The 14,558-nt window shown below is 71.6% G+C and carries 16 protein-coding genes and 1 pseudogene; 5 read left to right on the forward strand and 12 right to left on the reverse strand.

Features of this window, described 5'->3' with window-relative positions; translation table 11 throughout:
* Positions 1-123: 123 nt before the first annotated feature.
* A complete protein-coding gene (locus HW578_RS02450) occupies positions 124-522 on the reverse strand; it encodes a carboxymuconolactone decarboxylase family protein (RefSeq protein ID WP_198368940.1) in 399 nt (132 codons plus the stop codon).
* A gap of 50 nt (positions 523-572) precedes the next feature.
* On the opposite strand from HW578_RS02450, the gene HW578_RS02455 reads away from it, so the two are divergent.
* Both HW578_RS02455 and HW578_RS02460 read left to right on the forward strand, forming a co-directional pair.
* Complete coding sequence (locus HW578_RS02455) at positions 573-1,064, forward strand: flavodoxin family protein (protein WP_198368941.1); 492 nt, start codon at positions 573-575, stop codon at positions 1,062-1,064.
* A gap of 58 nt (positions 1,065-1,122) precedes the next feature.
* Positions 1,123-2,709, forward strand: coding sequence for an ABC transporter substrate-binding protein (locus tag HW578_RS02460; protein ID WP_232478499.1), 1,587 nt, complete (start codon positions 1,123-1,125; stop codon positions 2,707-2,709).
* Here the strand turns inward: HW578_RS02460 and HW578_RS02465 are convergent.
* The 3 genes from HW578_RS02465 to HW578_RS02475 are packed head-to-tail and all read right to left on the reverse strand — an operon-like array spanning position 2,696 to position 6,221.
* Positions 2,696-3,520: an amidohydrolase family protein gene (locus HW578_RS02465; RefSeq protein ID WP_198368942.1), complete on the reverse strand. Its 825-nt coding sequence runs from the start codon at positions 3,518-3,520 to the stop codon at positions 2,696-2,698. The genes HW578_RS02460 and HW578_RS02465 overlap by 14 nt on opposite strands.
* 2 nt (positions 3,521-3,522) lie before the next feature.
* Complete coding sequence (locus HW578_RS02470; protein ID WP_198368943.1) at positions 3,523-4,380, reverse strand: hypothetical protein; 858 nt, start codon at positions 4,378-4,380, stop codon at positions 3,523-3,525.
* Positions 4,380-6,221: a gamma-glutamyltransferase family protein gene (locus HW578_RS02475; protein ID WP_456308259.1), complete on the reverse strand. Its 1,842-nt coding sequence runs from the start codon at positions 6,219-6,221 to the stop codon at positions 4,380-4,382. The genes HW578_RS02470 and HW578_RS02475 overlap by 1 nt, the downstream gene beginning before the upstream one ends.
* 80 nt (positions 6,222-6,301) lie before the next feature.
* Here HW578_RS02475 and phnN point away from each other — a divergent pair, with 80 nt between their 5' ends.
* Positions 6,302-6,853: a phosphonate metabolism protein/1,5-bisphosphokinase (PRPP-forming) PhnN gene (gene phnN / locus HW578_RS02480; RefSeq protein ID WP_198368944.1), complete on the forward strand. Its 552-nt coding sequence runs from the start codon at positions 6,302-6,304 to the stop codon at positions 6,851-6,853.
* Here phnN and HW578_RS02485 read toward each other — a convergent pair.
* The 8 genes from HW578_RS02485 to phnG are packed head-to-tail and all read right to left on the reverse strand — an operon-like array spanning position 6,819 to position 13,073.
* On the reverse strand, positions 6,819-7,499 hold the full coding sequence (locus HW578_RS02485) for a DUF1045 domain-containing protein (protein WP_198368945.1): 681 nt from the start codon (positions 7,497-7,499) through the stop codon (positions 6,819-6,821). The genes phnN and HW578_RS02485 overlap by 35 nt on opposite strands.
* The gene (locus tag HW578_RS02490; protein ID WP_198368946.1) at positions 7,496-8,638 is read right to left on the reverse strand and encodes an alpha-D-ribose 1-methylphosphonate 5-triphosphate diphosphatase; all 1,143 of its coding nucleotides are present in this window, start codon (positions 8,636-8,638) and stop codon (positions 7,496-7,498) included. The genes HW578_RS02485 and HW578_RS02490 overlap by 4 nt, the downstream gene beginning before the upstream one ends.
* Positions 8,635-9,333 (reverse strand): phosphonate C-P lyase system protein PhnL, encoded by a 699-nt coding sequence (phnL, locus tag HW578_RS02495; protein ID WP_198368947.1) that lies wholly within the window; start codon positions 9,331-9,333, stop codon positions 8,635-8,637. The genes HW578_RS02490 and phnL overlap by 4 nt, the downstream gene beginning before the upstream one ends.
* On the reverse strand, positions 9,330-10,088 hold the full coding sequence (phnK, locus tag HW578_RS02500; RefSeq protein ID WP_198368948.1) for a phosphonate C-P lyase system protein PhnK: 759 nt from the start codon (positions 10,086-10,088) through the stop codon (positions 9,330-9,332). The genes phnL and phnK overlap by 4 nt, the downstream gene beginning before the upstream one ends.
* Positions 10,085-10,939 carry an alpha-D-ribose 1-methylphosphonate 5-phosphate C-P-lyase PhnJ gene (locus HW578_RS02505; RefSeq protein WP_198368949.1) on the reverse strand — a complete coding sequence of 285 codons (855 nt, stop codon included), beginning with the start codon at positions 10,937-10,939 and terminating at the stop codon, positions 10,085-10,087. Before HW578_RS02505 ends, phnK begins: the two co-directional genes overlap by 4 nt.
* Positions 10,936-12,039 carry a carbon-phosphorus lyase complex subunit PhnI gene (locus HW578_RS02510; protein ID WP_198368950.1) on the reverse strand — a complete coding sequence of 368 codons (1,104 nt, stop codon included), beginning with the start codon at positions 12,037-12,039 and terminating at the stop codon, positions 10,936-10,938. The genes HW578_RS02505 and HW578_RS02510 overlap by 4 nt, the downstream gene beginning before the upstream one ends.
* Positions 12,040-12,042: 3 nt before the next feature.
* Entirely contained in the window at positions 12,043-12,618 is a 576-nt protein-coding gene (gene phnH, locus HW578_RS02515; protein ID WP_198368951.1) for a phosphonate C-P lyase system protein PhnH, read from the reverse strand.
* Positions 12,615-13,073 carry a phosphonate C-P lyase system protein PhnG gene (gene phnG / locus HW578_RS02520; RefSeq protein ID WP_232478500.1) on the reverse strand — a complete coding sequence of 153 codons (459 nt, stop codon included), beginning with the start codon at positions 13,071-13,073 and terminating at the stop codon, positions 12,615-12,617. The genes phnH and phnG overlap by 4 nt, the downstream gene beginning before the upstream one ends.
* A gap of 87 nt (positions 13,074-13,160) precedes the next feature.
* On the opposite strand from phnG, the gene phnF reads away from it, so the two are divergent.
* Together phnF and HW578_RS02530 are read left to right on the forward strand one after the other, a co-directional pair.
* Positions 13,161-13,892, forward strand: coding sequence for a phosphonate metabolism transcriptional regulator PhnF (phnF, locus tag HW578_RS02525; protein WP_232478503.1), 732 nt, complete (start codon positions 13,161-13,163; stop codon positions 13,890-13,892).
* A gap of 4 nt (positions 13,893-13,896) precedes the next feature.
* Positions 13,897-14,558 (forward strand): annotated as a pseudogene (locus tag HW578_RS02530) (hypothetical protein); the annotation flags it as partial.

Consider the following 14,558-nt stretch of genomic DNA (forward strand, 5'->3'; position numbering starts at 1 on the left):
CAGGGGGGAACTGGCGCGACGCCTCGACGCGAACGCGGGAAGCATCGCGAGGTGGCGCCGCCCGGGACCTCGATCGGCCACTTGCCTCCTCGCCGAGGCGGCGCGGGCGACCGCGCGATGAGGTCAGCCCGGCGCGGCGATCTCGCGCAGCACCTCCTCCGCCGTGCGCATCGCCGCAATCGCGGCGGGGAAGCCCGCATAGGCGCAGGCATGGGTGATGACTTCGGCGATCTCCTGCTCGGTGCAGCCATTGTTGATGGCGCCGACCAGGTGGCCACGCAGCTCGTGGTGCTGGCTGAGGGCGACCAGCATGCCGATCGTGACCATGGAGCGCTCGCGCCGCGTGAGCGTGCCGCGCGTCCAGAGCGACGCGTAGGGAAATTCCTCCGACAGGTGCCGCAGCGCCTGGTTGAGCGGCGTGGTGCTGGCGTCGCGCTTCGCCATGTAGGCTTCACCGAGCACCTCGCGCATGGCCTGGCGGCCGGTGGCGCGCAGCGCGTCGTGGGCGGGTTCGTCGGTCATGGGGCTTCCTCCTGCAGCTGTGCGCACGAGCATAGGCGGGTCACGCGGCGATGACGAAGACGCTGCTGGTCGTGTGGCATTCCAACACCGGTGGCGCGCGCGCGATGGCCGAGGCGGCGGCGACGGCCGCGGCGGAGCAGGGCGTGCGGGTACGGCTGCTGCACGCGGGGGATGCCGCGCCGGACCTCGTGCTGCAGGCGGATGGGTACATCTTTGCCACCCCCGAGACTCTCGCCGCGATTGCGGGGCCGATGAAGGACTTCTTCGACCGCTGCTACTACCCCGTGCTCGGTCGCATCGAGGGGCGGCCCTATGCGGCGATGGTGTGTGCGGGCAGCGACGGGTCCAGCGCCGCGCGGCAGATCGCGCGCATCGCGACGGGCTGGCGGCTGCGCGAGGCGGCGCAACCGCTGATCGTCTGCACGCGCGCACAGACGCCGGAGGCGATCCTGGCACCCAAGACCATCGCTGCCGAGGCGCTCGCGCGCTGCGCGGAGCTCGGCGCCACGCTCGCGGCGGGGATGGAGATCGGCGCCTTCTGAATTGCGGCGCCGGCGGGTTGGCGGCAGAGTTCCAGGATCGGAAACGGAGACGAATGGCATGACGAAGTGGCGCTGGATGCTGGGTGGAGCGATTGCCACGGTGTTGGGGGCGCAAGCCGCGGTGGCGCAGGCGCCGCAGCCGCGGGTCTTCCGCATGGCGACCAGCGTGGATGCCGCAACGCTCGACCCGCATGCGACGAATGCGCTCTTCACCTTCCTGGTGGTGCACCAGGTCTATGAGGGGCTGACCTGGCGCGGCGACGACCTGCGCGTGCATCCGGGCCTGGCCACGCGATGGGAGCAGGTGGAACCGACGCGCTGGCGCTTCCACCTGCGCCCCGGCGTGCGCTTCGCCGGCGGGGAGGCCTTCGAGGCCGACGACGTCGTGTTCTCCATCGAGCGCGCGCTGGCGCCGACCTCGAACTACGGCATCTTCGTCGACACCGTCGTCTCGGCCGAGGCGCGCGACGCGCATACCGTGGACATCGTCACGCGGGTGCCCGATCCAGTGGTGCCCGACAAGATGACGCGCATCATGATCATGGATCGCGGCTGGTCCGAGGCGAACCGCGCCACTGTCCCGCAGAACTTCGCCCAGCGGGAGGAGACCTTCACCGTCCGCAACGCCAATGGCACCGGGCCCTTCGTGATCCGCTCGCGCGAGGTGGACCAGCGTACCGTCATGGTGCGCAACCCCACGTGGTGGGGGGCGGCGGAGGCGCGGGGCAACGTCACCGAATACCATCACGTCACGCTCACCTCGGACGCCACGCGCATCGCGGCGCTGCTCTCCGGCGAGGTGGACATGGTGCATGTGGTGCCGGTGCAGGATGTCGCGCGCATCCAGCGCAATCCGCGCCTGCGCGTGCTGGAAGGGCAGGAGAACCGCACTGTCTGGCTCGGCATGCGGCAGGATGTCGATGAGCTTGCGGGCAGCGACGTGCGTGGACGCAACCCCTTCCGCGACCTGCGCGTGCGCCAGGCGGTGGCGCATGCCCTCGACCTCGATGCGCTGCGCCGGACCACGCTGCGCGGGCAGGGCGTGCCCACCGGGAGCATGTGGACGCAGTATGTGAATGGCTGGTCGCAGGAAGCCGATCGCCGCACGCCCTATGATCCCGACCGGGCGCGGGCGCTGCTGGCGGAGGCCGGCTATCCGAATGGCTTCTCCGTGCCCTTCGAATGCCCCGTCGGTACCTATGACGAGGCCTGCCAGGCGGTGGCCGGGATGCTCGCGCGCGTGGGCATCCGCGCGGCGCTGACCATCCACCCGAATGCCGTGTTCTCGCAGCGCGTGCGTCGGCAGGAGCCGATGTTCTACGCCTTGTCCTGGGGCGTGCCGACCTTTGATGCGAGCTACACGCTGCGCGCAATCATGGCGTCGCGCGCCGTGGGCGGGGCCGCCACCTGGAATGCCGGCGGCTGGAGCAACGCGGAATTCGATGCGCTGCTACCGCGCATCGATGCCGAGCAGGACCCCGAGGCGCGGCGCGGCCTGATCCGCCAGGCGCATGCGCTGCACAATGCGGAGCTGGGACACATCCCGATGTACCACATGATGATCCCCTGGGCGCACCGCGCCGGGGTCACGGTAGCGCATCGGGCCGACAACCAGGTGCAGGTGCGCGAAATCAGGCTGGACTGACGCGCCAGCCGATCCAGTCGCAGATGGCGCCGCCCATCACGCGCGCCATCTGCGGCCCCTGCAGCCAGGGCAGTTCCTCGGTGAACAGGGTGATGCACTGGCGCCAGGAACACGGCATGCGCGTGATGTCCGTGCCCCAGAAGAAGCGGTCCGGGCCGAAGGCATCGAACAGGCGGTGCAGCCCGTCATGGATGTCGCGGAAGGGATATCCCTCGCGCGAATAGCCGGGCGCGCCGGTGGCCTTCAACGCGACATTCGGGAAGCGCGCGAGGGCAGTCACGGCATCGATGTCGGCGAAGGCCGCTGCACCCTTCTCGTGCCGGATCAGGCCGCAGTGGTCGATGATGAGGCGCAGGCGCGGATGGCGTTCGGCGATGCGCGCGAATTCCGGCAGGAAGCGCCAGGCCATGGTGGCGACGGGAAGCACCGCTTCCTCCGCCGCGGGCCAAAGCCAGTCCATCGTGCCGTCGAAGGGCCAGGATTGCTGGTCGGTACGCACCAGTGGATAACGCAGTCCGCACTGGCCGGGGCGTTCGCGCCAGCGCGCGAGCAGCGGTCGGCTCGTCTCCGGTTGGTCGAGAGGAACCTGGCCAAGGATGCAGAGGCGCTGCGGATGCAACGCGGCGGCCGCCTCGCAAAGCGCGTTCGCGTCAGGGTCCCAGGAGACCGGCGGGTGCAACACCGCGGCGTCCACGCCCGCTTCGTCCATCTCCGCGAGCAGTTGGTCCACCGTGAAGGACGACACCTGGCGATGGTCGCCCGACGGCGTGCCGCTGCCCCAGATATGCACCTGCGCATCGATGATCCGCATGGTCAGCCTCCCGAAAGCTTCATCGAGGAGAAGCGGGTGTCGAGGTGCTCGATCTCGAAGTGCCCGGCATCTGGGCCGAAAGCCTTGTAGATCGGGAAGGTCTTCATCACGCCGAGCGTGGCCGCACTTTCGAGCGGCGAGACGAAGCCGCAATCCATGTCGAGGAAATGCGGCTGGCGCGACCAGTAAGCGAGCTGCGGCGCGGTGACGGCACAGAAGCCGCTATGCGGGTTGCCGGCGCGCCGGAACACCAGCGCGCCGCGGCCGGGCAGCGGCTGTTCCAGCAGTGCCTCGTCGGGCAGCGCATCGACCCAGCGCGCGATCGCGCCCGGGCGGAGGTCGCCGTCGATCCAGGTCTTGAGGCTTGGGCCCGCCGGGTTCCATTCGAAGCGGTTGGGCATCAGCAGCCGCTTCCAGCCGAAGCGGTCCTGGAAGGCCATGATCTTGCCGAAGAAGCCAGGATCGGCCACGCGCAGGTCGTCCTCGGCCTGGCAGAACAGGTCGTAGCTGTTGCGTGTCTCGGCGAAGATGCGCTGCGCGGCGAAGCCCAGCATGCGCGGGTTGTCCACCTGCCCCTTGATGTGCCGCACGTTGCGGGCGCGCAGCTGCGCCTCGTCCAGCAGGTGGTCGGTGCCGTTGGTGACGACGGCGATGTCGAGGGCATCTACCGCGCCGCGGATGCGCTCGAAGCGCTTGTGCTCGATGTTCAGCGTCGTGGTGGGGCCGAAGGTCCCGCGCCAGGCGTCGATCACGCCGCGCAGCGCCGCGGCGCGCTGGTCACGGCGGTGCGCGTCGGTCGACGAGTGCGTCGAGCCTTCCTCGGCCTTGAAGTAGTGGATGATGACGAGCAGGACGCGCATCAGCGCCCGACCGCATAGCCCTGCATGCCGCGGGGGTTGGCGCCGGCGCGGATGGTCCCGTCGGGCTCGCGCCGTGCGCCCGTCAGGCGGCCCTCGGACCATTCGCCGCCCATCTCGGCGGCATGGCCGCGGGCGACGAGGTCGACCAGCACCCCCGGCGCGTAGCGGCCCTCGATAACCACCTTCCCGGGCTTGGCGCCGCGCGGCCAGAAGCTGCTGATCCAGTGCTCGGAATGGAAGGAGGGCAGGTCGATCGCCTGCTGGATGTTGAAGCCGTGGTTCACCATGCGCAGCAGCATGATGGACTGCCACTGGTCCTGCTGCTCGCCGCCCGGCGTGCCGAAGGACATCCAGGGCTTGCCCTCGCGCAGCACCATGGAGGGCGAGAGAGTGGTGCGCGGCCGCTTGCCGGGCTTGAGGCCGTTCGGCAGCGACTCGTCCAGCCAGAACATCTGGCAGCGCGAACCGAGGCAGAAGCCGAGTTCCGGGATGGCGGGCGAGGATTGCAGCCAGCCGGCCGAGGGCGTGGCGCTCACCATGTTGCCGTGGCGGTCGATGACATCGACATGGCAGGTGTCGCCGCCCGAGGCGCCGAGGCGCGAGACGGTCGGTTCGCCCGACCCCATCGCCGCCGCGAGGTCCTGCGACCGGCGGATGGCGGCGGCGTAGTCGGTGCGCGGCGCGCGGCCATCCGGGCTGCCGGGGCGGAAGTCGTTGTTCGCCGTGGCACCGATCAGCGCGCGGCGCGCCTGCGTGTAGGCGGGCGAGAGCAGCGTCGCCATCGGCACGTCGGTGAAATCCGGGTCGCCATAGAAGGCCTCGCGGTCCGCGAAGGCGAGCTTCATCGCCTCGATCACGTGGTGGATGAAGTCGGCGCCGATCGGGTCCATGGCGGCGACGTCGAAGCCCGACATCAGCGCGAGTGTCTGGAGCATCGCCGGGCCCTGGCTCCAGGGGCCGCATTTCAGGATGGTGTGGCCGCGGTAGTCGAGGGTGACCGGGGCCTCGATGCCGGCGCGCCAGCGGGCCATGTCGTCGGCGGTGATGACGCCGCGGTGGCGCCGGCCGGAGGTATCCATCGCCTCCGTGGTGGTGGCGAAGCGCCCGATCGCCTCGGCGACGAAGCCGCGATACCAGGCGTCGCGGGCGGCATCGACCTGCTTCTCGCGGCTGCCGCCGGCGGTCTCTGCCTCGCGCACCACGCGCTCGTAGGTGTCGGCCAGCGTGGGGTTGGCGTAGAGGCCGTTCGGCTCCGGCCCGCCGTTGCGCAGCCACAGCGCCGCCGAGCTCGGCCATTCGGATTCGAAGAGTGGGCGCACGCTCTCGATGGTGGCGCGCACGCGCGGCACCATCGGCGCGCCGTGCCGCGCATAGCCGATCGCGTAGGACAGCACGTCGCGGACCGACCAGGTGCCGTGGTCGCGCAGCATCAGCATCCAGGCATCGAATGCGCCGGGCACCGGCGTGGCCAGCAGGCCGGTGCCGGGCATGATCGATTGCCCCAAGCCGTCACGCACATGTGCCACCGTCAGCCCCGCCGGCGCCGGCCCCTGGCCGCAGATGACCTGCTGCGAGCCGGTGCGCGCGCTGTGCAGGATGATCGGGCAGTCGCCGCCCGGCCCGTTCAGGTGGGGTTCGACGATCTGCAGCGCGAAGCCGGCGGCGGCCGCGGCGTCGAAGGCGTTGCCACCGCGTTCCAGCACCGCCATGCCGACCTGGCTGGCGACCCAGTGGGTGGAGGCGACGGCGCCGAAGGTGCCGATGATCTCGGGGCGTGTGGTGAACATGCTGGGCGGCTCCTTGGCCGGGAAGCCGATCGTCGCCATGCGGTCGAAAGGCATCGGGTGACGTCCTCGGGGGGCTTGCGTGGCGTGTCGTCGCGCAGCACAGGGGGCGCGTCAATCCTGCGGGAGCGAAGACGATGCTGCTGGCCGTGGTCGGGCCGTCCGGGGCGGGAAAGGATACGCTGATCGGCCTGGCGCGGGCGCGGCTCGCGGGCGATGCGCGCTTTCGCTTCGTGCAGCGCGCCATCACGCGGCGAGCCGAGGCCGGCGGCGAGGCGCATCGGGCGTTCGACGACGCTGCCTTCGCCGCGGAACGGGAGGCCGGCCGCTTCGCGCTGTGGTGGCAGGTGCACGGCCTGTCCTACGGCATCCCCCGCGACATCGAGGCGGACCTGGCGGTGCGGCGCGTGGTCGTGGCGAATCTCTCGCGCGGGGTGCTGGTGGAGGCGGCGTCGCGCTATCGGCTGCGGGTGCTGGTGGTGACCGCGCCGCTGCCCGTCCTGGCGGCGCGGCTCGCGGCGCGCGGGCGCGAGAGCGCGCAGGACATTGCCGCGCGCCTGCAGCGCGAGATGGCGCTGGCGCCAGGGCTGGACGTGGAGACGGTGATGAACGACGCGACGCCGGAGCTCGGCGCTGCGCGCGTGGTGGCCGCGCTCAGCCGCGCAGCGGAAGACGCTCTGCGATCGTGAAGGGCGCGCCGGGGGCCGGCTGGACAAACAGGCTGATGGCCTCGACGCGCCGCGGCCGCGCCGGCGCATCGCCGAGGAAGGCCGTGACCGCAGGCATCAGCACCGCCTTTTCCTCGGGCAGGAGCCGCCGCGTCAGCGTGACGTGGAACCGCCATTCCTCGAACACATAGGGGTAGCCCCAGCGGTCGAGATGGGCGCGCTGCGAGGGCGACATGCGTTCGGGGCGACGGCGGGCAATCTCGGCGGCGTCGGGCGGCGTGCGATGGTCGTCGAGCGCCGTGACGCAGGCATCTGCGAAGGCGTGCAGGGCAGGGCAGGGCGCCGTCTCGCGCAAGGCGAGGAAGCCATCGAGGTCGTGCACCGCCAGCGGCGGCAGGGCGAAGGGCGCGGTGCGCGCAGCCAGCGCGGCCGCCTGCGCGCGCGCCGCCGCATAGCCCTGGCGCAGGCGAAAGGGCGGCTTCAGCGTGGCGTGGAGCCCGTAGCCGCGCGGGTCGGCGGTGACCTGCGCGATGTCGATGCCATCGACCGCCGGCTGCGGAACCGCTGCGCCGGTCGCGGCATCGCGGCCGAGCCAGGCGGAGCCGCGCGCATGCAGCGGATCCGCCTCCTCGGGCGCCCAGTACAGCGCCAGGCGATGCGGCGTCATGCGACGCGTCGGCCCTCGCGCCAGACGCGCCTCACAACCGGATGGCCTTGCAACGGGCGGACCTGCACCAGGTCCGCGCGCATGCCGGCCTCGAGGCGCCCGCGATCCGCCAGCTGCGCCATGCGCGCGGGGCGGTCGGTGATCATGGCCACCGCCGCGGAAAGCGAGATGCCGGTCTCCTCCGCGGTGCGCCAGGCGGCTTCCACCATGGAGGCCGGGACGTAGTCGGAGGCGAAGGCATCGGCGGCCCCCGCACGCACCAGGTCGGCCGCGGCGACATTGCCCGAATGGCTGCCGCCGCGCACGATGTTGGGCGCGCCGGCGATCACCTCGACCCCCGCATCGTTCGCCGCCTGCGCGGCGTCCAAGGTGACCGGGAACTCGCTGATGGTGATGCCGTCCGCCAGGTTGGCGCGCACCTCCTCCGGCGTGTCGTCGTCATGCGAGGCGAGCGGCAGGGCGCGGTGGCGTATGCGGTCCAGCAGCCAGGCGCGCTGCTTGCCGCGCAGGCGCTCGCGCTGGTCGAGCAGGAAGGCGATGCGGTCCTGAACCTGCGCCTCGGTCATCTGGGTCTGGCGCACGCGCATCGCGACATAGCGCGGGATGTCGCGGTACTGGCCCACGCCAGGCGAGTGGTCCATCAGGGAGACCATGCGCACCAGGGGGTGGTCCGCGACGGGGTCCAGCGCCGGCACCATGTCGGGCGCGGGCAGTTCGCAGCGCAGGTGCAGGAAGTGCTCCGACCGCAAGGCGCCGGTATGCGCAAGGGCGTCGAGATCGGCCACGCCGTCCAGGAAGGTCTGCCCGCGCCCCTGGTCGAAGCCGAGGTCGCCGAGGCAGAGCGCATCCAGCACCGTGGTGACACCCGCCGCGGCGCACTGCGCGTCATGCGCGATCATCGCGGAACGCGAGGGCCAGCGGGCATTCTGCCGCGGCTGCACCTGGCGCTCGAGATTGTCGGTGTGCACGTCCACCACGCCGGGGATCAGGTGGTCGCCCTCGAGATCGCGCGCGCCCGGTGCGTAGCTCCGGCCGGGCGAGATTTCGGCGATCCGGCCATCGCGGATCAGCAGCGTGCCCTGTAGCGTGGCGTCGGGCAGCACCAGGATGGCGTTGGTCAGGATGGTCTCGGCGGTCATGCGGCGTCCTGGTGGGGGTGCACGTCATAGAGGCGGTCGGCCACCGCCTCGCGGACCTCGGAATCGTGGAAGATTCCGATGATGGCGCTGCCTTGTGCCTTGGCCTCGCGGATCAGTCCAATCACCACGGCGCGGTTGGCGGTATCGAGGCTGGCGGTGGGTTCGTCGAGCAGCAGCACCGGGTAGTGCGGCGCGAAGCCGCGCGCGAGGTTCACACGCTGCTGCTCGCCGCCCGAGAAGGTCGCGGGCGGCAGGGCGTGCAGGCGTTCGGGCAGGTTGAGGCGGTGCAGCAGGGCGGTGGCGCGCGTGGCCGCGTCCTCGCGCGACATGCCGCGGGCGATCAGCGGTTCGGCCACGATGTCGCGCGTGGCGACGCGCGGGATGACGCGCAGGAATTGCGATACATAGCCCAGCGTCTCGCGCCGCGCCGCGATCACCTGCTGCGGAGTCGCGGCGGCGAGATCGAACTCCGCGTCGCGATGGCGCAGCAGGATGCGCCCCGCCCCCGCGCCGTAATTGCCATAGAGGCAGCGCATCAGGGTGGATTTCCCCGCCCCCGATGGCCCCCACAGCGCTACGCATTCGCCTGGATGCACGGCGAGATCGACGCCGCCCACCACGGGGATCCGCACCCCGCCCTGCAGGTGCAGCGTGAAGGCCTTGCCCAGCCCTTCGGTGCGCAGCGCGGGGCTCATGCCGCGAGCACCGAGGAGACGAGGAGTTGCGTGTAGGGATGCTGCGGGTCGTCCAGTACGCGGTCGGTCAGGCCCTGTTCCACAACTTCCCCCCGACGCATCACCAGCATGCGGTCGGCCAGCAGCCGTGCCGCGGCGATGTCGTGCGTGACGATCAGCACCGCGAGGCCCAGTTCGCGCGACAGGCCACGGATCAGGTCGAGCAGCCGCGCCTGCACGGACACGTCCAGACCGCCGGTCGGCTCGTCCATGAAGACCAGGCGCGGGCGGGTGACCAGCGTGCGGGCGATCTGCAGCCGCTGCTGCATGCCACCCGAGAAGGTGCGCGGCAGGTCATCGATGCGCGCGGCATCCACCTCCACGCGCTTCAGCCATTCGATCGCCTGGGCGCGGATGTCGCCGTAATGCCGCGCGCCCACGGCCATCAGGCGCTCGCCGACATTGCCGCCGGCGGAGACATTCAGCCGCAGCCCGTCGCGCGGGTTCTGGTGCACGAAGCCCCAGTCGGTGCGCATCAGGCGCCGGCGCGCGGCCTCGCCCATCGCGTGCAGGTCGTCGCCGAGCCAGCGCACCGTACCGGCATCCGGCGCCATCATGCCCGACAGCACGCGCAGCAGCGTGGTCTTGCCCGATCCGGATTCGCCCACGATCGCGACGACCTCGCCGGCGGAAATGTCGATGGAAACGTCGACCAGCGCGGGGATCGACCCGAAGCGGAGGTTCAGGCCCTCGGCGGTGAGCAGCGGCGCGGTCATTCGGCAGCTTCCTGCGCGGCGGATGCCTGGCGCTCGCCGCAGTAATCGGTGTCGGAGCAGACAAACATCCGCCCGCCGGCATCGTCGGTGACGACCTCATCGAGGTAGCTCTCGGTGCTGCCGCAGAGTGCGCAGGCATGCGGCGCGCGGATCGGGCGGAAGGGATGGTCCTCGAAGTCGAGGCTGCGCACATCGGTATAGGGCGGGATGGCGTAGATGCGCTTCTCGCGCCCGGCGCCGAACAATTGCAGCGCCGCCATGCGGTGCATCTTCGGATTGTCGAAGGCGGGAATGGGGGAGGGCGACATCAGGTAGCGGCCGTTCACCATCACCGGATAGTCGTAGGCCTTGGCGATATGGCCCAGCCGCGCGATGTCCTCGTAGAGCCGCACATGCATCAGCCCGTAGTCGGCCAGCGCGTGCAGGCGCTCGGTCTCGGCGCGGCGCGGCTCCAGCTTGAACAGCGGCTCCGGCTGCGGGACCTGGTAGACGATCACCTGGTCCTCGCGCAGCGCGCGTTCGGGGATGCGGTGGCGGGTCTGCACGATGGTTGCCTCCGCCGTGCTCTCGGTGGTGGCCACGCCGGCGACGCGGGTGAAGAAGCGGCGGATCGAGATGGCGTTGGTGGTGTCGTCCGCGCCCTGGTCGATCACCTTCAGCACGTCGGCTGGGCCAAGGATCGACGCGGTCACCTGGATGCCGCCCGTGCCCCAGCCATAGGGCAGCGGCATCTCGCGCGCGCCGAAGGGGATCTGGTGCCCCGGGATCGCCACCGCCTTGAGGATGGCGCGGCGGATCATCCGCTTCGTCGCCTCGTCGAGATAAGCGAAATTGTAGCCTTGCTCGATCATTCGGCGGCCTCCGCAATGCCGGCCCGCGCGCCCTCCGCCGCGACGGCGCTGCGGCGGATGGTGCGCAGGTTCTCGAGCTCGGACTGGAAATCGACGTAGTGCGGCAGCTTCAGGTGCTCGACGAAGCCGGTCGCCTCGATGTTGTCGGAGTGATAGAGCACGAATTCAGGATCCTGCGCCGGGGCAGTCGCATCCTCACCGAGCTCCTCAGCCCGCAGCGAACGATCAACCAGCGCCATGGCCATGGCACGGCGCTCGCCATGCCCGAACACCAGGCCATAGCCGCGGGTGAACTGCGCGGGCTCGGTGCGGCTGCCCTTGAACTGGTTCACCATCTGGCATTCGGTCACGGCGATGTCGCCGATGTCGATCGGGAAGCCCAGCTCCGGCGGCGTGAACTCCACGCTGACATGCCCTACGCGGATCTCGCCCACGAAGGGATGCGCGTTGCCGTAGCCGCGCTGCGTCGAATAGCCCAGTGCGAGCAGGAAGCCCTCGTCCCCGCGCGCGAGGTTCTGCAGCCGCACCGGCCGTGCCGCGGGGAAGGCGAGGGGCTGGCGCGTCAGGTCGCCGGGTTCGGCGTCGTCGGTCGCCTCGCGTTGCATCAGGCCCTCGCGCGCCAGCATCTCGGTCACGCGCGGCACCGCGCCGACCGGCGCGGGCGCTTCCGGGGCGGCGGCGCGCGTCTCGCCTTCCGCCGCCAGCGCGAAATCCAGCAGGCGATGCGTGTAGTCGAAGGTCGGTCCCAGCACCTGGCCGCCGGGCAGGTCCTTGTAGGTGGCGCTGATGCGCCGGCGCAGGCGCATCGCGGAGGTCTCGACCGGCTCGGACGCGCCGAAGCGCACCAGCGTGGTGCGATAGGCGCGCAGCAGGAAGGCGGCCTCGATGAGGTCCCCCTTGGCCTGCTTGATCGCCAGCGCGGCGAGGAAGCGGTCATGGCACGACCCCTCCGCCATCACGCGATCGACCGCGAGGCCCATCTGCTGCTCGATCTGCGCGACGGAGAGCTCCGGCAGCGCCGGGTCGCCGCGCCGCGTCTCGTCGAGCCAGGCATGGGCGGCGCTGATCGCCCGCCCGCCGCCCTTGACCGCGACATACATCCCTCAGCCCTCCGCGATCGCAACGCTGCGCGGCAGCGCCGCCAGCCGGTCGGCCGCGCAGAGCACGACATCCACGCCGCGCGGAAAGCGCGCGTGGTTCGCGGCCCAGGCGCCGATGAAACCGTCCGGTGCGCCGGCCACGGCCAGGCGGTGCTCGTGCTCGATGCCCGGCCCGGTCAGGCGCCAGCCGCGCCCAGGCTCCAGCCCGGCCACCTGCAGCACCAGCGTGGCACCGTGCTGCGGCTTCTCCTCGGTCCCCGCCTGCAGCGTCTCCAGCGTCGGCGGCGCGCCGGTGACGAGCACGAAGGCGGCGTCTCCCGGCGCGGCGGCGAAGGGCGCGCCGCAATGGAAGCGCAGCCAGGCCTCGGCATCGGCACCGGCATCGGACCAAAGCGGGGTGTCGGCATCGGCCAGGGTCAGCAGCACCGCGGCGGCGGCCGGCATCAGCGGGGCGGGCGGGCGCAGCGCCGCGCCGGCGGTCACCACGCGGCCCGGGCGGCTCATGGCTTCGAGCACCGCGCGGAAGCAGGCCTGCGCGTCCAGCACGGGATCGGCGAAGCCGGGGGAGAGCGCGCTCATCGCATCGTCGCCATGGTGAAGAACTCCACGCGCGTCGCCGCCGCGCGGCGCGCCTCCGCTGCGCGCGCCGCCTGCTGGGCCGCCGACAGCGGCGCGATCACTGCGGCCATCAGTGCATCGTGTCGCGCGGGGTCCTGCAGCGCGGCATCGACGAGCGCGGCGAGCTCCGCCTGGCGCTTGTCGCGCCCCGCGACATAGGCGTGGCCGACCGCATCGCCGAGCCGCACGGCGCAGCGCGTGACGGTCATCTCGCCGAGGTTGAAGGGCGCGCCGTCGCCGCCCGCACGCCCGCGCACCATGACGAGGCCGGTCTCCGGCGCGCGCAGGCGCTCATGCGGCGGCAGGGTGGGCAGCAAGGCTGCGATCTCGTCGGCGCCGGCACGCGCCAGGACAGCCATCCAGGCGCGGCGTTCGCCAAGGGGGTCGGATGTGGGGTGGGGGGTATGCTGGGTCATGGAATTTGTCTGGACATGTAGACGTCCATGCCCGAAAAAGTCCACACGGATATCCCACGGACCTGACTGCTCATGGTTGAAGTTTCGATGACAGGAGACGCCATCGCCCGCGGCCAGGGGGTGGCACTTTGGCGTCAGATCGCCGCGACAATTGAGAGTGAGATCAGCCGCGGCGGCGCTGCCGCGGGCCAGCGCCTGCCGACCGAGGCGGTGCTGACCGCGCGCTTCGGCGTGAACCGCCACACCGTGCGCCGCGCCCTGGAGGATCTCGAGGCCCGCGGCCTCATCCGCGTCGAGCAGGGCCGCGGCGCCTTCGTGGCCGAGGACGTGGTGGATTACCGTCTCGGCCCGCGCACGCGCTTCTCCGAACTGATCCGCCGGCAGAACCGCGAGCCCGCCGGGCGCATCCTGCGCGTGACGGAGATGCCGGCGGAGACGCAACTGGCGGAGGCGCTCGGCATCCGCCGCGGACGCCTGGTGCTGCGCGCGGAGCGGCTCGGCCTGTCGAATGGCCGGCCCATCGTGCTCGGCGTGCACCATTTCCCGCTGCCGCGCTGCGCCGCGGCGGCCGAGGCTCTGGAGCGCGATCCCTCGATCACCGCCGCGCTGGCCGCCTGCGGCATCCCGGACTACCGGCGCCGCGCCTCGCGCATCACCGCGCGGCTGCCCACGCCCGAGGAAGCGGCGCTTCTGCAGCAGTCGCGCGCGCGCCCCGTCCTTGTGGCGGAATCGATCAACGTCGACCCGGAGGGTCAGCCGGTCGACTGGACCCAGGCGGTCTATGCCGCGGGGCGCGTGCAACTGGTGGTGGAGCCCTGAGAGCATGGACTGGATCGTGACCGGCGGTGCCGTCCTCAGGGACGGCGCGATGGCGCAGGACGCGCTTGCGCTCACCGATGGTGTGGTGGCGGAGCGCCCGGCGGACGGCGCGGCGCGCTTCGACGCGTCGGGCCTGCTGGTGCTGCCGGGCCTGGTGGACATCCATGGCGACGCGCATGAGCGGCAACTGCAGCCGCGCCCCGGGGTGGACCTGCCGGTCGGCCTCGCGCTGCGCGACTCCGCCGCGCAACTCATCGCCTGCGGGATCACCACCGCCTATCTCGGCGTGACGCTGTCCTGGGAGCCGGGGCTGCGGTCCCTCGGCGCCTGGCGGGCGCTGAAGGCGGCGCTGCCCGAGGCGCGCGCGCGCTCCGCCACCGACCTGCGCGTGCATCTGCGCTTTGAGGCCGACAATCTCGATGCGCTGGAGGATGCGCTGGCGGGCATCGCCGACGGGTCGGTGCATCTGCTCGGCTTCAACGACCACACGCCGGGCATCGTGAAGAAGCTCGGCGACCCGGTGCAGGTGGCGAAGTACGCGGGCCGTGCCGGCATGGCGGCGGAGGAGTTCGCGGCGCTGGCGCGCGCCATCGCGGCGCGGCGCCACGAGGTGCCGGCGGCACATGCGGGCCTCGGCGCGGGCGGGGGCGCGGCGGGGAGCCCGGA

Source organism: Roseomonas rosulenta (genome assembly GCF_016106005.1).
GTDB lineage: Bacteria > Pseudomonadota > Alphaproteobacteria > Acetobacterales > Acetobacteraceae > Neoroseomonas > Neoroseomonas rosulenta.